Origin of the sequence: Phenylobacterium ferrooxidans (genome assembly GCF_042714595.1) — a bacterium.
GTDB lineage: Bacteria > Pseudomonadota > Alphaproteobacteria > Caulobacterales > Caulobacteraceae > Phenylobacterium > Phenylobacterium ferrooxidans.
Genome location: NZ_JAOTJD010000005.1, coordinates 81,015 through 100,447 on the forward strand (window position 1 = coordinate 81,015; position 19,433 = coordinate 100,447).

Here is a 19,433-nt window from a genome sequence, read left to right on the forward strand (position 1 = left end):
TCGATCTGATCGTGACGGTAGCGTGGGCTGGTGAAGTCACGCCCGGAACGCTCATGATCATCCTGCTCCTGAAGGCCTCCCAGCCGGGCCTTTTCGACAAGCTTGTCCCGATCAAGGCGAGCGTTGCGGCCGACGGCACGGTCCACGGCGCGCACACCGCAATCCGCCATGTCCGCATGCCGGTGGCCAAGCCGAAACCGGCGTCGGCCCCGCTGCCGGATGACCTGTTCGCCTATGCCGACGCCAAGCCAGAGGCGCCCAAGGCCGAACCTGAGCCGGCGAAGGTGGCTGAGCCCAAGAAGGCCTCGCCGGAGCGGCCAAATCCCGACATCGAAGCGCGCCTCGCTCGTCTCCAGGAACGGCGAGATCCGGACCGGACAGAGACGCCCCAGGCCTCCCCGGCGGCTGCAGCGCCCACTGTGCCCGGCCTGGACTATTCCGCCGGCATCCCCGACGTCCCCACCTTCGGCGTCCCCGCCGGCACCTCCAAGTCGGAGCGCCGGCGCCTGAACGCGCGCGCCGCGGCCATGGTCAACGGCCGCGCCTCGCTGCTCGAGCCGGAAGCCGAACCGGTCGATCTGGACGTCCTGCGCCAGTACAGCGGGAACGGCGGCTGCGGCGACAGTCTCAACGAGTTCTACACCGAGCCCAAGGTGGCCGCGGCCATGTGGGCGGCCCTGATGCAGCTCGGCTCCGTCGGGCCTGGCGCAACCGTGCTGGAGCCGTCCTGCGCGACGGGGGTCTTCATGGCCACGGCGCCGGCCGGCGTGCGCGTCACGGGCGTCGAGATCGATCCGACGTCCGCGAAGATGGCGGAGTTGCTCCACCCCGGACATGAGGTGCGCAACGCGCCGCTGGAGACATTCGCCACGACCGACGCACGCCAGTTCGACGCCGTGATCGGAAACGCCCCGTTCGGCCAGCGGAACGGCCTGATCAAGGTCGACAAGAAGGATCTGAGCCTCCACGAGGCCTACTTCATGGACACCGCCCTCGACAAGACGAGGCCGGGCGGCGTCGTGGCCATGATCGTGAACACCACCCTCATGAACGCGCGGAGCATGCGCAAGGTGCGCGAGCGGCTGCTCCGCAAGGGTGAGTTCCTCGGCGCGATCCGCATGCCGAACACAGCCTTCGAGGCGGCCAATATCGACGTGACGTCGGACATCCTGTTCTTCCGCAAGCGGCCCGACGACGTCGCCAACGCGCTCGGTGTGGTGGACCAGGACACGCTCAAGCTGCTGGGCGCCTGGGACGAGGAATACCTGGGCGGCACCTATTTCGAGGGCCGCGGCGCCGACAACGTCTGCGGCGAAGTCGGAACGGCCATGCGCCAGTTCGGTGAGATCTACGCCGTGACCGGCTCCATGGTCGGCGTTCCGGAGGCGATCGCGGAATTCGAGCCGCACTCCGAGTCGACCGGGCCATCCAGCGTGACGCAGATCCTCGCGTCGACGAAGGACGAGGCCCTGAAGGCGCGCATCCGCGGCGCGGCGGCCAAGAACCCCTACGACACCGCCAAGCGCGGCGACACGAAGGTGATCGACGGCGTCACCTATGTGCTCGAGGGCGAGCCTCTCCGCTGGCATAGCGTCGAGGAGTTCATGGCGGAGAAGGCCGTGATTGACGCCGGCGAGCTCGGCGCCGAGATCGAGCGCGCCCTGCAGGACGACGGCTATGCGGCCGCCTCCGGCCTGGCCGACAAGGTCAGGGCCTATGTCGAGGCCCACGGCGTCCCGTCGAAGAACCCGAACCTGGCGATCGCGGCCAAGCGCGACAAGGCCATCTACCGGCTGATCGGCGCCGTGAAGAAGGACGGCTCACTGTCCGAGCTCGTGACCGGCGCCAGCCACGCGCCCGTGGCGTCCAGCTTCGATGCGGCCGCGCAAACCCTGGCCCTGGAGGTCGGCGACTTCACTCCGTCGATGGTGGCGGGCCGCTGGCATGAAGGGACCGAGGAGGCGATCCTCGATCACCTCTACGCCAGCCCCGACTATGCGCTGGATCCGGTCTCTGGGACCTGGACCAGCCTGGACAACTACCTGACCGGCGATCTCTGGCCGAAGTTCGATGCGGCCAAGGCGGCCCTGGCCGGCGGCGACCTGAAGCCGGAAGATCGCGCCAAGCTCGAGCGCCAGTCTGCGGCCCTGGAGGCGGAGATCGATCCCAAGTCCCTCGAGGACGTCGAGGTCATGCTCAACTCCGGCTTCATCCCCCTGGACGTGGTCGCGGCGTTCTTCAACTCCAAGCATGAGGGCTCGGGGAGCGGCTACCGGCCCGACCCCATGTCGATCTCATACGATGAGGGGTACTTCTCCGTCGTCGGCGGGAGCTACGACTCCCACCTGCTGCGCAAGTACCTGAACCGCGACGGCGTCCGGAAGGACGATGACAAGCCGACGATCGACAAGTGGAACCAGGAGTTCAAGCCCTGGCTCTGCGCGTCGGCCTATCGCGACCAGGTCGAGGAGCACTACAACCGCACCTTCCGCGGCTTCCGGGCCAAGGCCTATTCCGAAGCGCCGCTGGACGTCCCTGGCCTGAACGCCGACGGCCTGAAGACCTATCAGTGGAGTGGCTTGCGCTGGGCCATGGAGGCCGGCAAGGGCATCATCGCCGCGGACGTCGGTCTCGGCAAGACGGTCCGCGCCCTGATCCTGGCCAAGCTGATGCGCGCCACGGGCCAGGCCAAGAAGCCCATGATCATCGTCCCGAAGTCGGTGGCGGCCAACTGGATGCGCGAGACGCAGAGATGGTTCCCCGGCTCCAACGTCATGGTGATCGGCGAGACCTACAGCGTCGACAAGAAGACGGGCAAGCTGCGGGGCGTCTCCGATAGCGCCGCGGAGCGGAACCGCAAATTCCACGACATCACCCAGAACGACTACGACTTCATCCTGATCACCCAGCCGGCCTGGAATGACCTAGACCTGGATCCGGAGACCAAGGAAAAGTACGTCGACGCCGACTTCTGGGAGCAGCGGAAGAAGTCCCTCGAGGGCGCCAAGGCGAAGAAGACGCAGAAGGTCCGCGACTCCTGGGACCAGAAGGTCGCGCGTCAGGATTTCGAGCGCCGCACGGACGCGATCTACTTCAACGACCTGGGCGTGGACGCCATTATCGGTGACGAGATGCACGCCTACAAGAACCTGTTCGCGGCCCGCGATCGGTTCGGCCAATCACCCAAGTTCCTGGGCGGCTCGTCTTCGTCCAAGCGCGCCGCCGACATGCGCTACAAGACGCAGTGGCTCCGCAGCCAGACCGGCGGCAAGAACGTCTATGGCTTGACCGCCACGCCGACGAAGAACAGCCCGCTCGAGGTCTACTCGATGCTGTCGCACATCGCGCCTGAGGCCTTCGAGAAGATCGGCATCCGCAACAGCGAGGAGTTCCTCGATCGCTTCTGCGAATTCGAGGACCGCAACATCCTGACCACCACGGGTCAGATGGATCACGCGCTGTGCGTTACCGGCTTCAAGAACCTCAATGAGCTGCGCGAGATCATGCGCCGCTACATCGACCGCAAGACGGCCGAAGACGTGGGCCTGGAGCTGCCCGGCCGCGACGATCGCCAACACCTGGTGGACATGTCGGCCGCTCAGAAGGAGGTCTATACCGAGCTGCGCGTGGCGGCCGAAGAAGCGAAGACCAAGGGCGACGCCACCGGCGACGCGCACCCATTCTCGATCATGTCGAAGATGGACAAGGCGACGCTGGACCTGGAGCTCTACGACCCGGTGCGCTTCGCCGGCGCCCGCAGCCCCAAGATCGACGAAGCGGCCGGCCTGGTCGCCGACGGCCTGAAGGACGGCGGACAGATCATCTTCTGCGACTTCATCGAGTCCCACGACAAGATCGTGGCGGCCCTGGTGGCCAAGGGCGTCCCGCGCGACCAGATCGGCGTTATGAACGCAAAGGTCGCCGACACCTCGGCCAAGCGCCAGAACATCGCGGAGGCCTACCGCGCCGGCAAGCTGCGCGTCGTCATCGGCAACGCGACGATGGAGGAGGGGGTCGACGGCCTGCAGGAGGGCACGACTGGGATCCACCACCTCAACATCCCCTGGACCCCGGCGACCATCCAACAGCGCAACGGCCGCGGCCTGCGACAAGGCAACACCGCGGAGGCGATCCAGCTCCACAACTACCTCGGCAAGGGCACGTTCGACGGCTACCGCTACCAGACGGTGTCGGCGAAGAAAAACTGGATGGACCTGCTCTGGAACGGCGGTGACCGGGTCGAAAACCTGGCCTTCGGCGGCAACCTCTCCCATGAGGAGATGCTCGTGGCTCTGTCCGAAAATCCGGACGAGGCCCGCGCCAAGCTGGCGGCCAACAAGGATGTCGCCCAAGCGAAGATGGATGCGGAGCGCCACCAGTCGGCCGCCATCGACTTCGCCAGCTACCGCGCCATGAAGTCGACGTTCGAGAAGCTGAAGGGCGACGGGCGCCAGAAGCCGTCGGGCCAACGCCTCGAGCACCGCCTGGGCCGCCTGCGCACCGCGCTCGAGGCTGATCCCTACTTCAAGGCCAAGCACGCCCTGGACGCGACCCACGATCTCCTGATCCAACCCCAGACCGGCGAGGCCTTCGAGCCTGGCAAGGCGTTTGAGGTGGGCGAGGCTGGCCAGATCGCGGCCGGCAAGTATGTGGTGGAGAAGGTCCACCCGACCCACGGCCTGGTCCAGGTCCGGCGCTGGGGTGAGACTGGCAAGGACTCCAAGATCTCCCTCGAGCTGGAAAAGCTGGCGCACGCGGTCACTCCGATCGAACATGACCAGGCGACGGAAGACGCGCACGTGGCCAAGGCCACTTCGGCCGCGCTCGCCGCCGGCGTGTCGAACTTGAAGGACATGAAGACGCTCGCCGCGATGCCGGCCGCCGCGATCCAGGCCAACTATGCCGAGATCCAGGCGGCGGTGAAGGCCGGCATGAAGTCCTACAAGTTCTCGCACGACTACGGCGACATCGGGCTTATCGACGCCGCCGGCAAGGCGAAGGTGGTCGCCTCATACGAGTCGGCCAAGATCCCGGACGACCACGACGTCATGCTCCCCACCCTGGCCCACAAGCGCCTGGCGATGGACGCCTACATCGCCGACCAGGGCGCGGCGAAGATGACGAAAGAGACGATCACTGGGCGCCGCGGCGCCTACACCGGCAACAGCCGCGACGTTCTGAGCTATCCGGGCGGCTACGGCACCAAGCAGAACCGCTGGAAGACCGTGCTCAATTCACTCTGGGGCGCCGGCGCGGCCGATGAGGCGCACCGCGAGTTCGAGACCGCACAAGTCGAGGCGGCCCGCCATGCGCCGACCTTCTCCGAGGCGATCGGCCACGCGGCCAAAGCGGCGGTGAAGGACTTCCACGGCTCGCCGATCAAGAGCGCCTGGAGCCGCAAGGCCCTGGCCACGCTCTGGGCTAAAGCCAAGCGCGAGGGGAAACTCGGCGAGGTGCTGCGAAGCCAGATTCCGACAGTCGAAGAATACGGCCGCGCCAAGCCCGCGGTCGGGGAGGACATGTTCTCCTACCGCAAGTTCGGCTCCACGCAGTACAGCGCGGCCGATATGCCGGTCCGATCCGCGCTCGCAACGCTCGCGGCGGAGGCCGGCTACCACGACATGGCCGCGGCCATGGCCGTCTCCGGCGCCGACACCCCGGAACAGGCGCTCGCGGCCGTGAAGCAGCTCCAGGACACGCCACACCGGACGGACGCCCTGCGCCACCTCGCCGCCAAGCATCCACACTTGGCGGCCGAAATCGATCTGAAGGAGACGCCCGTTGCTGCGTAACGAAGGGGTCGACCCCAAGGTCTTCGCGGAAACCGCCCGGACCCTGCTGCTGCAGAACCCCGCCAACTACCGGGCGTTCGGCGCCTACTGGTTCCTGGTCAAGGCGCTCCTGAAGCGGATCTACCCGCCGGAGGAGATCCCGATGCTGGGCGACTATGAGGACCAGACCGTGATCGCGCGCATGCCGACCGGACTCAGCCTGGCGGAGCTGCTCGCTGCGGCCGGGGCGGAGTACCAGGCCAACGCGACGCTCGGGACGCGCCGCGAGCGGCTCGAGGACGAAGACGGGGAGTTCTTCACGCTGTCGGATCCGGACATGGGCGGCTAAGGCGCGCGCCGTCGTGACCGCACACTGCGATCATGGCCTCCCCCAAGCTCGTCGTCCTGTTCGCCAGCTCGGCGATGTCCAAGGCTCTCGCCGCGGGCGAACGCTGGATTACAGTCCACGGCAACGGCCCCGATTCCAAAGGGACGCCCGTTCTGATCCAACCGCAGCCTGATGGCTCCGCGAAAGTGATCGGCGGAGCTGGCGGCTCCCTCAACCACCTGCGCCTTACCGGTGTGAAGCCTCAGACCGAGTACACCGACACGCTGAAGCAGCGCGCCAAGGAACGGCGCGACGTGGCCAAGGGCCGGCGCCAGCGCGACAAAGCGCTCGGCCTGCAGACCGCGAAGGCGGAGGCGCACAAGAAACTCACCGACAAGACCAAGGCGGTCCAGGCCGAATACGTGGCCGGCGTCGCCGCGGCGATGGGCTGGAGTCCGGAAGATCTCAAGTTCGACGCCGCGGCCCATGCCGGCGATGCGGAGCACGTGGTGGCCAAGCTGGCCGACGCGCACCTGAAGGAGATGGTGAAGCGTGCCGACGCGGCCGTGAACCTGAACCGCGAGCGCATCCTGGCCGACGCCGGCGCGCGCGCGGAGATCGAGCTTGGCGAAGTGCCGCTGGAGGCTGTCGCCGCCGACACGCTCAGCGTTCAGGATCTCGACCCGGTCAAAGCGCAGTCCACCGGCCTGGGCTTCTCCACCGACTACAAGGGCCGGGCCGAAGCCGCGGGCGCCGACGTGGAGGCGGAGGCCAAGGAATTCTCGGCCGGGATCTCGCCGGAGCAACGCAAGGCCGCAATCCGCAATGGCGAGACGGCGCGCCTGGTCCGCGAGGGTCTCGACCTGATGCGCGAGAAGGAGCCGACCGACGCCCTGGCGCCCAAGCTGGTCGACGCCAAGGCCGCCCTAGACCTGCTCAAGCTGGAGAAGCGCCGCAAGATGGCGGAGCGCAAGGCGCGCGACGCCCGCAAGGAGATCAACGAGACGGTCGAGGAGCCGAAGGCCTACGTGCTGGAGGTCGACGACGCCAAGGTCGATGAGAAGGTCGCCGAAGAGGTGGCCAACGATCTACGCACCATCTCGACGCGCGCCTTCCTGGCGGAGGTCGACGCCACCGCGCCCGCGTCCACCAAGGGCCTCAGGAGGCACGTAGGCGCCGGCGCGTACAATTCCGTCAACGCGCTCGCCCTGGCCGCTGGCGGGGCCGCCCTGGTCGACCGCAGCGTGGTGGATGTGCTCGGCATCGCCGGAGCCGCGGAGGTGCTCGCCCGGCGCCTCCGGTCGGATCTCGCGCCGCAGGAATTCCAGGACGTCGCCGACGGCATGTTGGAATTTCACCTTCACCAACATATGGAGGCCTCGGCGGAGGCGATCGGCCGCGCGCACGAGCTGAAGGCGCAGGCGGCGGAGATCGAGCTCGGCGCCGCGGAGAACGGCCACGACCTGGCCGCCATGCAGGAGATCAACCGCCGGCGCTCCGCCGCGATCGCGGAGGCGCAGAAGACGCTCGGCACGGCGCTCGGTGAGATGGAGGCGAACGCCGCCCTGGTGTTCGCCCTGAAGCGCGGCAAGTCCGACAAGCCGTTCGAGGTGTCGCTCGGCGCCGTGGCCATGGAGTCGGCCGTCAAGCAGGTCCGGGCGATCGGCCTGGAGCGGGGCGACTACACGATCGAGACGATCTCGGGGAACCGGATCCTGAAGGTGGCGCCTGAGGGCCTGTCGCGCCTGGCGCAGCCGGTGAACCGGGCCGACCTGGAACAGGTGCGGCGGAACCTGGACATCATCGGCGGATCCGAGGACGAGGACGGCTGGCTACCGCTCGGGATCACCGATCGGCCCGACCTGGATCTGAAGCCGAAGCCGGGCGCCGCGCCGCGCATGGCGGAGCCGTTTTCCCCCGGCGCCGACCTCGAGGCGGACGTCGCGGCCTACATCGGCGGCCGGGCCGCGGACGGCGACACGCCGGCGGAGATCGTCTCCGACCTGCAGTCGGCCGACTTCTATCAGAAGGTCGGGCCGGACCGGGCGGCTGATTACCGCGCGGCGATCGACAAGCTTGCGCCCCTCCAGGATGAGGCCGGCAAGCTGCGGCCCGCGGAAGCCCTGCAGGCGTCCTTCGAGGAGATGGCCGACAAGTTCGTGGCCGCCCGATACGGCGGCAACCGGACGCCGCTGCATCGCCAGACGTTCCGGGTCGACAAGGTTTCGGTCGAGGCGCTCCACCGCGCCCTGGCCGCGGAGCCGGCCGGCCTGGCCGCATACAAGCCGATCGGCGAGATGACGCCGCAGGACCAGGCCGCGCTCCGAGAGCACTTCGCCAAGCACGTCGCGCGCGAAACCCCGGAGGCGAGCAGCCTGCGGCGCACGCTGGAGACCCATGAGGCGAGTGAGCCTGAGGGCGAAACGACGGACATGTTCGGCGACACGGTCACCAATCCGGAGTGGTCGGACTGGCGCACCAAGCGCGACGAGATGCGCGGCAAGGTCGCGGCCGGGTCCACCACCTGGCCGAAGTACGTCGAAGCCATGGGTAGCCCGGAGGCGGCCTATTCAGCCATGCAGGACGTGGTCCGCTCCACGGTCTCCAAGGGCTTCGCCGACACCTACAACACCCTGCGGCCCGACAAGCCGCTGAAGGTCGGCCGGACCGTGATCCGGGACAACCTGAACCACCTCGACGCCGTCGACCCGGCCGCGCGCGAGGCCCGCATGGCGAAAGAGCGCGCCCTGACCGACGGGCTGCGCGATCGCATCGCCGGCCGCTACGCCTCCGGCTCGGTCCGAGACAAGCTGGACTCCGCGCGCGAAGAGCAAGCCGGCCTGGACGCGGCGCAAATGAGCTTCTTCGCCGCCGACCCTGAGCCGGAGGTGGAGGCTCCGCTGGGCGCCGATGAGCGCCACACGATCGGCCACGAGGCGGAACGCCAGATCGCGGCGATGATGCCCCAGGTTGGCCAGAACTTTAAGGCGGGCCAGCCGGTGAAACTGTTCCGTCCGTCGATGAGCGGCGGCAAGAACGTCGCGCGCCAGCGGGCGGTGAAGCTTCTAGATGCGAACAAGCGCGTCGTCCTGTCGTTCGGGACCGGATCCGGCAAGACGCTTATCGGCCTGGCCGCCTATTCCCACCTCCAGCAACAGGGCAAGGCCAAGCGCGGCCTCTTCCTGGTCCCGTCGATCGCCCAAGGCGGGTTCGGCGCCGAGGCGCTGCGCTTCCTCGAGCCAGGCAAGTTCAAGTGGCACGCCAAGCCGGGTGCCTCGAGGGAGGAGCGGCTCGCGGCCTACAAGGATCCGTCGCACAATTTCTGCGTCATGACCCACCAGTCGTTCCGGGATGACATGCTGCACCTGGGCGCTAAGCACGCCGGCGTGGATGAGGCGGAGATGTCTGGCCAGGTCGGCGCGATGGACCGCGCCGGGCGCCAGGAGTGGATGAAGGGCGTCATGCGCCGCGAGGGCATCTCGTTCGACTACCTCAACGTCGACGAAGGCCATGACCTGCTGAACCGTCGCGGGAAGGAAAACTCCGCGATGGCCAACGTCGTCGACGCGATCGGCGACCACGTGCCCTACTACGTCAACGCCAGCGCCGACCCGATCAAGAACGATGTGAGTGAGGCGTTCTCGCTCCTCCAGAAGATGGATCCTGGCCGCTACACCGATCAGGCGGCGTTCATGCGCAAGTATGGCGTCGACACCCTGTCGGCGAAGGATGGCCTGCGCCGTGAGCTCGCCCGGTTCCAGTATCCGTCGAAGATCGATCCGGACATCACCGCGACGCGCTCCGAGCGCAAGGTGGAGGTTTCCGACGCTCAGCGCCAAGCCCTGACGGATCTGGACAGCCAGGTCGCGAAGGCTCGCATCGCCCGCATGACCGGCAAGGTCGATGTCGAGGCGATGCGATCGATCAGCCCGTCGTCGTTCGAGGGTGTACCAGCCGAAGAGCACGAAGCCCTTGCCGGCGCGCTACAGAAGAACCTCGGGATCCTGAAGAACACCGCGGTCCGCCACGTCCTGGACGCGCACCCGGAAGGCGGCAAGGTCGCCGATGTCGCGGCGGCCGCGGCGGAGCGCAAGGGCAAGCAGGGCGTGGTGTTCGCGCACTCCCTGGCGGCGGTGAAGTCCATCAAGGCTAGGTTGGAGAAGGACGGGTTCCGCGTCTCGACGATCACCGGCGCCGACTCCGCCAAGGGCAAGGCGGCCCGGATCGATGAATACCGGCCCGCATCCGGGGAGTCGAACATCGACATCCTGGTCGCGTCGGACGCAGGGGCCACGGGAGCGAACCTGCAGAGTGGCCGCTGGCTCTACAATTTCGACACGCCGGACACCGCCAAGACGCATGCGCAGCGCAACGGCCGGATCAACCGCATCGGCCAAGAGCACGATGTCGAGCTGATGGATGGCGTCTCCGATCACCCGGAGGAGGCCAAGCGCCGCGACCGGCTGTCCAGGAAGTATGCCCTGCGCGAGATGATGACGACGCCGATGGAAAGCCTCGACGACACGGGCGTCGCCCACTTCCTTCGACAGCGCCAGATCACGCGAGATCACGGCGGGCTCCTGTAGGTCCCGCGAAGTCCCGGCTATCCTTGGGTCGGCGCGCTTGTGGGCCGCTACGGTTGGGTCATGACCAGATCAAGCCCCACCCCAGAATCCCTGAAGCGCGACCTCTCCGACCTGGCGGCCCACGCCGGCGCGGCGGACCGCTCAGCCGAAGAAATCCGCACCGCGGCGGCCGATCGGCGCGAAGCTGTGACGTCCCGACTGGCCGAATTGCGCACCAAGGCGATCACCGAAGACGGCGCGGCGAAAGAGTACCAGGATCTGGTCTCCGAGCGCGGCCGCCTCGACCTGGCGCTCGCCCATGGCGGATGATGTCGTTCCCCGCCAGCGCAGGATGGTTCGGCCTTCCGAGGTTGAACGCGTCATAGCCGCGGTGGCGGCTAGGCACGGTGTGGATCCGGAGGCAATCCGCGGTCCGCGTGGGCGGCGTACAATCTACCACGCCCGTTGGGAGGCATGGCGGGAATTGGCCCAGCCTGGCGTGTCAATCGCCTCGATCGCCCGTGCCTGGCCGTGCGACCATACCTCGATCCTCTATGGCCTCTGGCGTCTCGCCGGAGGTGTAGCGAAGGCACGATACTCTCGGTCGCTCGCGTCGTGACGCTACCGTCGGTTCATGGTGAGCGACGCCGACCTCCTGGAATCCTGCCCCGACTTCTTGTCGATCGGCTCGATGATGAAGGCCCACCCCTCGGTGGATGGCGGGCGACGCTTTGTCTTCTTCGAGGCCTCCAAGCAGGACGTTGACCAACAGGACGAGACCGTCCTGTCGAAGGCCCTGGCGGAGTCGACGGACTTCTATCGCCGCTACGGCAACGTCGACCTCGAGCACTACACCCAGATCGGCGCGAAGCTCGGCATCCCGAACCATGCGATGTACGAGATCGGCCGGCCAATCGAAGTTGGCCAGCGCGACAAGAGCACCTTCGTCAAGGCGGAGATATTCTCGGGCGACGGCCCGGCCGCCGTGCACGCCAATGACGTCTGGTCCAGCCTGACCGACATCAACCCGCCCCAGCGCTGGTATCCCAGCGTCGGCGGCGCGGTCCTGGCCAAGGCGGTCGCCACCGACCCTGAGACCAATCTCCGCCGCACCTATATCACCAAGGTGCGCTGGACGAACGTCGGCCTCTCCAAGACGCCAGTGAATCAGCACGTCGGCACCTGCGCGACCATGCCCATCGGCACCTTCGCCAAGTGCATGCTGCCGGGCGGCCTCGACATCGCGAAGGCCTTGGAGGCCGGCTACGGCACCGACGCCGCAAGCCTGTCCGGCGCCGGCGCGCTGCGCGTCCAATCGCTCGATACGGGCGTCAAGACCTACTGGGACTTCCGCGAAAAGCTGGCGGGCGCGATGCGCTCCGGCGCCGCGTCGAAGAACCCCAACGCCGCGGCCCTGGCGGCCTACGCGACCAAGGAATTAGGCCTCTCGGCAGACGAGAGCGCCGCCTACGTGGAGCGCTTCATGCGCGACCTCAAAACCGGCTTGAAGCGAAGGAACGCGTGATGACCGACACGAACAAGACGGGGTCGTTCGACGCCCTGCTCGGCGAACTGAACAACGACCTGATGAAGGCCCTTCCGGGAGCCGACGCCGGCGCTGATGAAGGTGCCGCGGCCGGCGACGGCGACGCCGACAAGGGTGGCGACGACGAGCTCGACGAAGACGGCAAGCCCGTCATGGCGAAGTCCTTCAAGCTAACCCTCGAGGGCGGCGAAGAGGTCGACGCCATCGACGGCTCCGAGCTGATCAAGGCCCTGACCGACCGCATCGAGACCAATGAGGCCTCGGTGCTGGGCGTGCTCCGGACCGTGATCGACGCCTTCTCGACCCAAGGCGAGCTGGTGAAGTCGTTGCAGGCCGAAGTCGGCAAGCTGGCCAACACCGGCGTCCGCCGCAAGGCCGTCATCGCCATCACGGAACGTCCAGTGACGGAGGAGCTCGCCAAGAGCGATGCCTCAGACACCATGTCCGGTGAGCAGTTCATGGCCAAGGCCATCGTCGCCCAGGCCGCCGGCGCCATCAACGGCACCCAGGTCGCCACCGCCGAAGCCTTCATCAACTCCAACAAGGCCCCGCCCGCCGAGATCGTCGCGGCCGTCCTGGCCGCCACCGCCTCCAAGTAACCGCCTCCCCGAGCCGCGACCCACGTCGGCCTCGATTAACTTCCACCAGGGTTAGGATCCCAAATGTCTGAATTCAATTTCGACGTGGCTCTCGGCGCTACGACCACGGGCGCCGTCGGCGAAAACGCGGTCGCGGAGCTTCAGAAGGCCCTCACCGCCGGCTACGGTACCGACGTCGCCGCCCTGACCGGCGGTTCGGCGCTGCGCGTGCAGTCGCTCGACAAGACCATGAAGTCGACCATCCAGGAGAACAAGCACTTCGTGCTGTTCAACGAGCTGGCCAAGTCCGGCGCCGGCGCGACCGTGGATGAGTGGACCGAGCGCACCGACGTCGGCGGCTTCCCCGGCGGCACCACCAACTCGGAAACCGGCGTCATCGCCGCGGCCAACGGCAACTACAAGCGCCGCGTGGGCTTGGTTAAGTATTTGATGACGCGCGCGGAGGTTTCGCTCGTTTCGACCCTCGGTCAGAACATCGAATCCTCGAAGGCGGTGGAAGCCCAAGCGGCCGCCCTGCGCCTGCTGACCGACGCCGAGTACCTCTCCTTCGAGGGCGACGCGAGCGTGGTCGCCACCGAGTTCGACGGCATCTCGGCCCAGATGGCCGCGGGCGTCGCCGACGGCTCCGTGGACGTCGGCAACATCGTCAACGCCGACGGCGGCTCCCTGGCCTCGATCAACTCGATCAACGCCGGCGCCGCCCAGATCTCCGCCTACGGCAACTGGGGCCAGGCTTCGCACCTGTTCATCTCCCAGAACGTCCAAGCGGACCTGGACAACGGCCTGGACCCCTCGTTCCGCGTGGCCCTGGACAACGTCGGCGACGGCGGCATGAAGCTGGGCACCCCCGTGATCGGTATCCGTACCAGCCACGGCAACATCATGACGAAGAATGACACCTTCATCTTCGATGAGTCGCGCCAAGCCCCGTTCCAGACCCTGTTCGCCGCCGTGGCCACCGCCAACACCGCCCTGAAGCCGACCCTGGCCCTGGCGGCCGCCACCGGCACCGCCGCGAACAAGTTCACGGCGCTTCGCGCGGGCAACTACTACTACCTGGTGGCCGGCGTCAGCGCCGCGGGCCAGTCCGACGGCGTCATCTCGGCGCAGACCGCGATCGCCGCGGGGCAGAAGTGCACCCTGACGATCACCCGGTCGGCCGGCGCCGGCGAGACCGGTTACGCGATCTACCGCTCGCGCCAGAACGGCACGGACACCCCCTCGGACTTCCGTCTGATTAAGCGCGTCGCCTGCGCCGGGGCGACCACCACCTTCGTCGACGAAAACCTGGACATCCCCGGTTCGACCAAGGCCTTCATGCTCCCGATGGGTCCGGGCGCCGACGCCATCTCCTGGCGCCAACTCCTGCCCATGATGGAGTTCCAACTCTACCCGACCAACGCCCCGGTCCTGCCTTGGGCGCAACTCCTCTTCGGCTACCTGCGGATGACCAAGCGTCGCCGCGTGGTCGTGATCAAGAACATCGTTCCGAGCGGTAGCCTCTGGCGTCCGTTCGTCGCCGGCGCCTAACAGCGCCGTCGGGGGAAGGGCGGCCTGCTTGTGTCAGGCCGCCCCTCTTTCCCGGAATTGGCCGGCTGCGGCGGACCAATTCCCGGAATGAGGAAACACAAGGACCCTCTCAATGTTTCGCGTCATCTGCACTCTCGAAAACGCTTCACACGAAATCAGCGGCATCGCCTTTGAGGATCACCCGTCCGGTGGCGTGATCTCGGCTCACGATCTGGACGCCGACCAGGCCGGCGTGTTCCGCGGCATCAACGGCTACAGCATCGTCGACGCCGACGAGAATCCGCCGACGGAGACCGCTGCCGAGAAGCGCGCGCGCAAGGCCGCCGAAAAGGCCGCCGCTGAAGCTGCCGCCGCTGCCGCTTCTGAAGCCGCCGCTGCCGCCGAAGCCACGGCCGCCGACACCGCCTCCAGCTCGGACACCGAGGCCGCCTCTGGCGAAGACAGTGAAGTGGCCTCTGCCGGCGCCGACACCTTCATGGGGTCGGACGGCGAGGACTCCGTCACCGGCGGCGCCGACACCCAAAGCGGCTTCTAAGCCGCTCCACCCCCCGATCTAAGGATCCACCCCCATGTCCCGCAGCCCGTCGCCGTTCTCGGTGCAGCAGAAGCTCAACAAGATCAGCCCCGGCGCCGCGGAGGCGGGCCTGGGCGACATCCTCAACGACCTGATCACCTCCGTCTCGGCGCTTCAAACCGCCGTCGCTGCGCTGAAGGCCGACCACAACACCCTTGTGGCGAAGCTCAACCTGGATGCCGGCGTTACCGACGCCAACTACGCTGTCTCGACCGCCGCGGCTCAGGCTGCGGTGATCCCGCTCACCTCCCGCTAAACCCCGGCGCGGCGGCTTCGGCCGCCGCCGCCCACCCCATGGACTCCCATGAGCCTCTTCAGCTCCGCCGACCTCCCGGCCTTCAAAGCTGATAGGCTATTGGCCGCGGCCCAGACCTTCTTTCCTGGCGTTGTGCTCAGCGACGCCTACCTGCTTCAGCAGATCCAGGCGGCGGAGGCGGACATCGCCCGCCGGCTGAAGGTGCGCCTCGAGCCCACCACGATCTTCCCTTACACGCCCACGGAAGGCGAAATCACCGCGCTCGGCGCCATGCCGTGGGCCGAAGAGCCTGGCTATGACTATGACCCCGAATTCTTCCGGGGGGACCGCTGGGGCTTCATAGTCCTGCGCCAGAAGCCCGTGGTCTCCGTCGAGTTCGTGCGGATGTCCTATCCGAACCCGACCGTCACCTTCTTCACCATCCCGCACGACTGGATCCGCCTCGACAAGAAGGCTGGCCACATCCGCATGGTTCCGGCCTCGTCGGGCTTCACGGCTCCCCTGAGCGCCTTCATCATGCAGGCCATGGGCGGTGGATCCACCATCCCGTTCATGATCCAGGTGAAGTACGTCGCCGGGCTGACCGGCGTGAAGACGGACCCGGCCTGGGCCGACCTGTTGGACGTCATCCTGAAGCAGGCCGTCCTCAATATTATCGACGGCTCGTTCCCGACCATGTCCGGATCGATCAGCGCCGACGGCCTATCTGAGAGCCGCAGCGTCGACCCGGAAAAATATCGCGAGATGGTCGACTTCAGGCTGCACGGCGCCAAGGGGTCGAACGGCGGGCTGTTCGCCGCGATACACGGCATCTCCATGGGCGTCCTGGGGTCATTCGGATGACCCAGCGCCCGGAATATGCGGACCGGGAGGTCGGCGAGACCGTCCTGATTGACGGCCAAGCCATGATCCACATGGGCGGCGGCCGGTTCCAACCGGCGACGATCGGTGAGCCGCTGGTCAAGCGCTTCAACGTCAATGAGGGCGAAACGCTGCACCGGCGCGTGGCGGCCTAGATGCGCTTTTCGCCGACCAACCTCAACGCGCACATCGTGAACATGGGGCAGGATCTCGGGTGGCGCCGCGCCTCGGCCTGCCCGTGCTTCTCCCCGGCGTCAGGAAATGCCCGCTTCGATTGCCTGCTCTGCGGCGGCCGCGGCCACACCTGGGCGGCTGAGGTGGTCGTCCGGGCTGGCCTGTCCAGCCAGACCAGCAAGAAGGCGCTGGCGCAATTCGGCGTCTATGAGATCGGCGACGCGCTGCTCACCATCGGATCGGACTCGCCTCTCTACGACATGGGCCAGTACGATCGCGTTCGGGGCCTTACCTCCACCAACCGCTTCTCCACGATGATGACCCGAGGTCAGGGCGACACCCTCCTGGGGACCATCAAATCCGTCGATCGGGTGTTCTGGCTGAACGAGGCGGCCAACGCGACGGTCGAGGGCGGGATCCCTACGGTGAGTGACGCTGGGGTGCTGACCTGGGCAACTGGAGAGCCTCCGGCCGGGACGCAGTACGTGGTCAATGGGGTGAGGTTCGACGAGTTCTTCGCCTTCCTCGACCTGCCGAGTGACCGCAATATCGGCGGCGCCAACTTGCCTCGCAAGGTTCCGGTCCGGAAATTCGACCTGCTGGGCAGGTGAGCGTGAAGCCAAGAGGATCGGGGATATACCTGATTGAGTGCGTGCGTCCCGGAGGGGAGGGGCCGTGGTTCTACGTTGGGCGAGCCACGAAAATGCAGGCTCGATGGCTCCAACACCTGTCGCATCTCCGCCGAGGAATGCACTGCAACCCCCTTATGCAGAAGGTGTTCAATCGGTATGGCGAGGCGGCCTTTACGGTGTCATGCCTGCGCCGCGCCCATCCAGGCGCCCTTCAGGATTTGGAGCAGTGGTGGCTCAATCTCATGTGCGACTTTCCTGGCTGCATGAACGCGGCGCGCGACTCGACTGCCCCGCGGCGCGGAATCCCCCTGTCCGAAGCCGCGAAAGCGAAGCTGCGCGAGGCTCGTAGCGGGAGGGCCTTAAGCGCCGAACATCGGGCGGCAATTTCAATCGGAGGCCGCGGCCTGAAGCGGTCAAATGAAACGCGTCGGAGAATAGGTGCCGCCAACTTCGGAGAGCGCAACAGCATGTACGGAAAGGTTGGCGCTCAGAATGCAAAATCCAGAGCCGTGAGGGGCCGGTGCGTTAGTTCGGGCGCGGTTCTGGATTTCGACAGCATGACTTTGGCCGAGGGGGCCGGGTTCCGACAGGAGTGCATCAGTCGCGTGTGCGCCGGGAGGAGCCGGTCGCATCTCGGATACACCTGGGAGATGCGCTAGGCGGCGGACGCAAGATCCAATGAAATGGCGGCTGAGAAGTCTAGCTCCGCGGTTCTCCTGAGTGAATCGGCGACAGCTCGAGCAAGGAAGAGCCCTGGTTTCGCGGGCACGATCCATCCCGAAGAGTTTGCGGTCATGACTCTGAAAGTGAGAAAATTTGAGTAGCTCTTGCCCCCTGGCGTCTTGGTGCTGAACTTCACCATGCCAGCATAGGGATCTGAGCGATGGCTGGCCTTCAGTTTGTATTCCGGCTGCGCCTCCAGGCGGCCGCCCCAAAGGTATTTCCGCGTGCGGACCGTGATCGGCTTGCGCGTGGCCATGTCGAACGCCCCGGTTCCGGACTGGCGTGTCCCTTGCCCGGTGATGCGGCTCGGCGATAGCTCCTGGGCGCTCTGGTGGATCTCGCGCGGCATGGCGGGCGCGTGGGCGGTGTTGCCCGGCGTGTTGTGGCGGAACGGGATGATGAGGTAGCGGACACCCTTGGCGGACAGGCGGACCTTGAGGCTCGTGTCGAGCATCTTCTTAAGGTCGCGCGGCGGCCGGCCGGTCTCGATGTCCTCGACGTATTTGTAGTTGGAGACGATCTCCCACGATAGCGGCCCGAGCTGCTTGGAGGTGATCGACGCCATGTAGGCGTCGCGCTCGCCTTGCCATAGTGGGGCGGCGTGAGCTGCTTGTTGCCAGCGCTCAACGCCCGTCGCGGCTACCCGCGCCACGGCGGCCTCGAGGTTGGAAAACATGCCTTGCCGGACGATCGCGCCCACCTGGGCTAGGTCCGACAGGTCGACGCCGATGCTGAGGTTGTCCGCCATCGCCCAAGGCTAGGCTCACGACCAGATAGTCGTGACGCCAGTATCAGCTCATGATCGCGTTCCTCCAGCCGCTACCCGTCGGCAACGCCGTCCGGTGCTTGCTGGCGCCGGATGCGGCGGCCCTGAAGACGCGGGTGCTGCGCAAGACGCAAGACGACTTCTCCGGCCCGGCCGATGCCGACGCGGCGATCGTCTATGAGGGTGATGAGCGACACTTCATCGACACCGCGACCCTTCAGAATGGCGCGGCCTACTTCTACAAGGCCTACGATCTGATCGGCGCGACCTGGACGGGATCCGCGAGCCACGCCGTCACGCCGCAGGCCGTCTCGAACCTCCTCGGCCCCAACGTTCTCACCTTCGTTCTGGAGCGCCTCGCGGCCGGCCTGAAGGTTGAGGTCGCCGCCGGCCGCCTGAAGCACGCCACCGGCGCCATCCCCTGCTTCACGGCGCCGCCGGCGTTCGAGGGCACCAAGTGGCCCGTGGCCAGCGTCCACCTCTCCAATGACGCGGCCGCCATGCGCGGCCTGGGTGAGGCGATCGACTTCGACGCATTCGATATTGAGGGCGACGAGTGGCGAGAGCTCGAGGGGTGGTTCGCCCGCGTGCAGCTCTCGATCGTCGTCTGGAGCCTAAACTCCGACGAGCGGAACCTGCTGCGCCTGGCGGTGAAGAAGGTGCTGTTGGGCAATCTGGCCGTCTTCGAGGCGGCGGGGATCTCTCAGGTCGAGTTTTCCCAAAGCGATACCGAGGACATGGAGAGCCACGCGGCGCCCGTCTACTCGTCCATCTGCTCCTTCACCTGCCTCGCCCCCGTGGCTGTCGATGCGCTGTTCGCGCCGATCGCCGATGCCGCAGCCACGCTGTCGGCGACCTAGCAAGGAATTCGCATGCCCAAGCCCGTTGAGACCGCCGCCGACGCGATCGTCGTCCCCACGCCTCCGCAGACGTTTGATCTGACCCTCGAGGAGTTCTGCGCCCGCCTGTCCGGGAGCGACCGGAGCGTCGAGATGATCGCCGGCTTCTACTCCGACGAGCGGGCCAAGGGCGTCGACAAGGACACCTCCGAAAACTTCACCGAGCGCTACGCGGCGTTCGCCACCCGTCCCGCCTAAGGAAGAGCTGA

15 protein-coding genes are annotated in these 19,433 nt (G+C 66.9%); 14 read left to right on the forward strand and 1 reads right to left on the reverse strand.

What is annotated here, in order from left to right; genetic code table 11:
• Window positions 1-53 precede the first annotated feature (53 nt).
• From OCL97_RS04355 to OCL97_RS04410, 12 genes are all read left to right on the forward strand, one after another.
• Window positions 54-5,792: an SNF2-related protein gene (locus OCL97_RS04355; RefSeq protein ID WP_377367944.1), complete on the forward strand. Its 5,739-nt coding sequence runs from the start codon at window positions 54-56 to the stop codon at window positions 5,790-5,792.
• The gene (locus OCL97_RS04360; protein WP_377367946.1) at window positions 5,782-6,120 is read left to right on the forward strand and encodes a hypothetical protein; all 339 of its coding nucleotides are present in this window, start codon (window positions 5,782-5,784) and stop codon (window positions 6,118-6,120) included. The genes OCL97_RS04355 and OCL97_RS04360 overlap by 11 nt, the downstream gene beginning before the upstream one ends.
• 32 nt (window positions 6,121-6,152) lie before the next feature.
• A complete protein-coding gene (locus OCL97_RS04365) occupies window positions 6,153-10,685 on the forward strand; it encodes a helicase-related protein (RefSeq protein ID WP_377367948.1) in 4,533 nt (1,510 codons plus the stop codon).
• A gap of 60 nt (window positions 10,686-10,745) precedes the next feature.
• Entirely contained in the window at window positions 10,746-10,994 is a 249-nt protein-coding gene (locus tag OCL97_RS04370; RefSeq protein WP_377367950.1) for a hypothetical protein, read from the forward strand.
• A gap of 307 nt (window positions 10,995-11,301) precedes the next feature.
• Complete coding sequence (locus OCL97_RS04375) at window positions 11,302-12,189, forward strand: hypothetical protein (RefSeq protein ID WP_377367952.1); 888 nt, start codon at window positions 11,302-11,304, stop codon at window positions 12,187-12,189.
• Window positions 12,189-12,809, forward strand: a complete 621-nt coding sequence (locus tag OCL97_RS04380; RefSeq protein WP_377367954.1) for a hypothetical protein — start codon at window positions 12,189-12,191, stop codon at window positions 12,807-12,809. Before OCL97_RS04375 ends, OCL97_RS04380 begins: the two co-directional genes overlap by 1 nt.
• A gap of 63 nt (window positions 12,810-12,872) precedes the next feature.
• The gene (locus OCL97_RS04385) at window positions 12,873-14,339 is read left to right on the forward strand and encodes a hypothetical protein (protein ID WP_377367955.1); all 1,467 of its coding nucleotides are present in this window, start codon (window positions 12,873-12,875) and stop codon (window positions 14,337-14,339) included.
• Window positions 14,340-14,451: 112 nt separating this feature from the next.
• Complete coding sequence (locus tag OCL97_RS04390; RefSeq protein WP_377367957.1) at window positions 14,452-14,874, forward strand: hypothetical protein; 423 nt, start codon at window positions 14,452-14,454, stop codon at window positions 14,872-14,874.
• A gap of 34 nt (window positions 14,875-14,908) precedes the next feature.
• Complete coding sequence (locus tag OCL97_RS04395) at window positions 14,909-15,169, forward strand: hypothetical protein (RefSeq protein WP_377367959.1); 261 nt, start codon at window positions 14,909-14,911, stop codon at window positions 15,167-15,169.
• A gap of 48 nt (window positions 15,170-15,217) precedes the next feature.
• Complete coding sequence (locus OCL97_RS04400; RefSeq protein ID WP_377367961.1) at window positions 15,218-16,012, forward strand: hypothetical protein; 795 nt, start codon at window positions 15,218-15,220, stop codon at window positions 16,010-16,012.
• Window positions 16,009-16,185 (forward strand): hypothetical protein, encoded by a 177-nt coding sequence (locus OCL97_RS04405; protein WP_377367963.1) that lies wholly within the window; start codon window positions 16,009-16,011, stop codon window positions 16,183-16,185. Before OCL97_RS04400 ends, OCL97_RS04405 begins: the two co-directional genes overlap by 4 nt.
• Window positions 16,186-16,815, forward strand: coding sequence for a hypothetical protein (locus tag OCL97_RS04410; RefSeq protein WP_377367965.1), 630 nt, complete (start codon window positions 16,186-16,188; stop codon window positions 16,813-16,815). It begins immediately after the preceding gene.
• Window positions 16,816-17,491: 676 nt separating this feature from the next.
• Here OCL97_RS04410 and OCL97_RS04420 read toward each other — a convergent pair.
• Window positions 17,492-18,307: a hypothetical protein gene (locus tag OCL97_RS04420; RefSeq protein WP_377367967.1), complete on the reverse strand. Its 816-nt coding sequence runs from the start codon at window positions 18,305-18,307 to the stop codon at window positions 17,492-17,494.
• A 50-nt stretch (window positions 18,308-18,357) separates the two neighbouring features.
• Between OCL97_RS04420 and OCL97_RS04425 the strand changes: the two genes are divergently transcribed.
• On the forward strand, window positions 18,358-19,185 hold the full coding sequence (locus tag OCL97_RS04425; protein ID WP_377367969.1) for a hypothetical protein: 828 nt from the start codon (window positions 18,358-18,360) through the stop codon (window positions 19,183-19,185).
• Between the two features lie 12 nt (window positions 19,186-19,197).
• A complete protein-coding gene (locus OCL97_RS04430) occupies window positions 19,198-19,422 on the forward strand; it encodes a hypothetical protein (protein ID WP_377367970.1) in 225 nt (74 codons plus the stop codon).
• Window positions 19,423-19,433: the final 11 nt, after the last annotated feature.

Coding starts and splice junctions, on each gene's coding strand:
- OCL97_RS04355 (WP_377367944.1), top strand. CDS start 54: ATGATCATCCTGCTCCTGAAGGCCTCCCAGCCGGGCCTTTTCGACAAG.
- OCL97_RS04365 (WP_377367948.1), top strand. CDS start 6,153: ATGGCCTCCCCCAAGCTCGTCGTCCTGTTCGCCAGCTCGGCGATGTCC.
- OCL97_RS04370 (WP_377367950.1), top strand. CDS start 10,746: ATGACCAGATCAAGCCCCACCCCAGAATCCCTGAAGCGCGACCTCTCC.
- OCL97_RS04380 (WP_377367954.1), top strand. CDS start 12,189: ATGACCGACACGAACAAGACGGGGTCGTTCGACGCCCTGCTCGGCGAA.
- OCL97_RS04385 (WP_377367955.1), top strand. CDS start 12,873: ATGTCTGAATTCAATTTCGACGTGGCTCTCGGCGCTACGACCACGGGC.
- OCL97_RS04390 (WP_377367957.1), top strand. CDS start 14,452: ATGTTTCGCGTCATCTGCACTCTCGAAAACGCTTCACACGAAATCAGC.
- OCL97_RS04395 (WP_377367959.1), top strand. CDS start 14,909: ATGTCCCGCAGCCCGTCGCCGTTCTCGGTGCAGCAGAAGCTCAACAAG.
- OCL97_RS04400 (WP_377367961.1), top strand. CDS start 15,218: ATGAGCCTCTTCAGCTCCGCCGACCTCCCGGCCTTCAAAGCTGATAGG.
- OCL97_RS04405 (WP_377367963.1), top strand. CDS start 16,009: ATGACCCAGCGCCCGGAATATGCGGACCGGGAGGTCGGCGAGACCGTC.
- OCL97_RS04410 (WP_377367965.1), top strand. CDS start 16,186: ATGCGCTTTTCGCCGACCAACCTCAACGCGCACATCGTGAACATGGGG.
- OCL97_RS04420 (WP_377367967.1), bottom strand. CDS start 18,307: ATGGCGGACAACCTCAGCATCGGCGTCGACCTGTCGGACCTAGCCCAG.
- OCL97_RS04425 (WP_377367969.1), top strand. CDS start 18,358: ATGATCGCGTTCCTCCAGCCGCTACCCGTCGGCAACGCCGTCCGGTGC.
- OCL97_RS04430 (WP_377367970.1), top strand. CDS start 19,198: ATGCCCAAGCCCGTTGAGACCGCCGCCGACGCGATCGTCGTCCCCACG.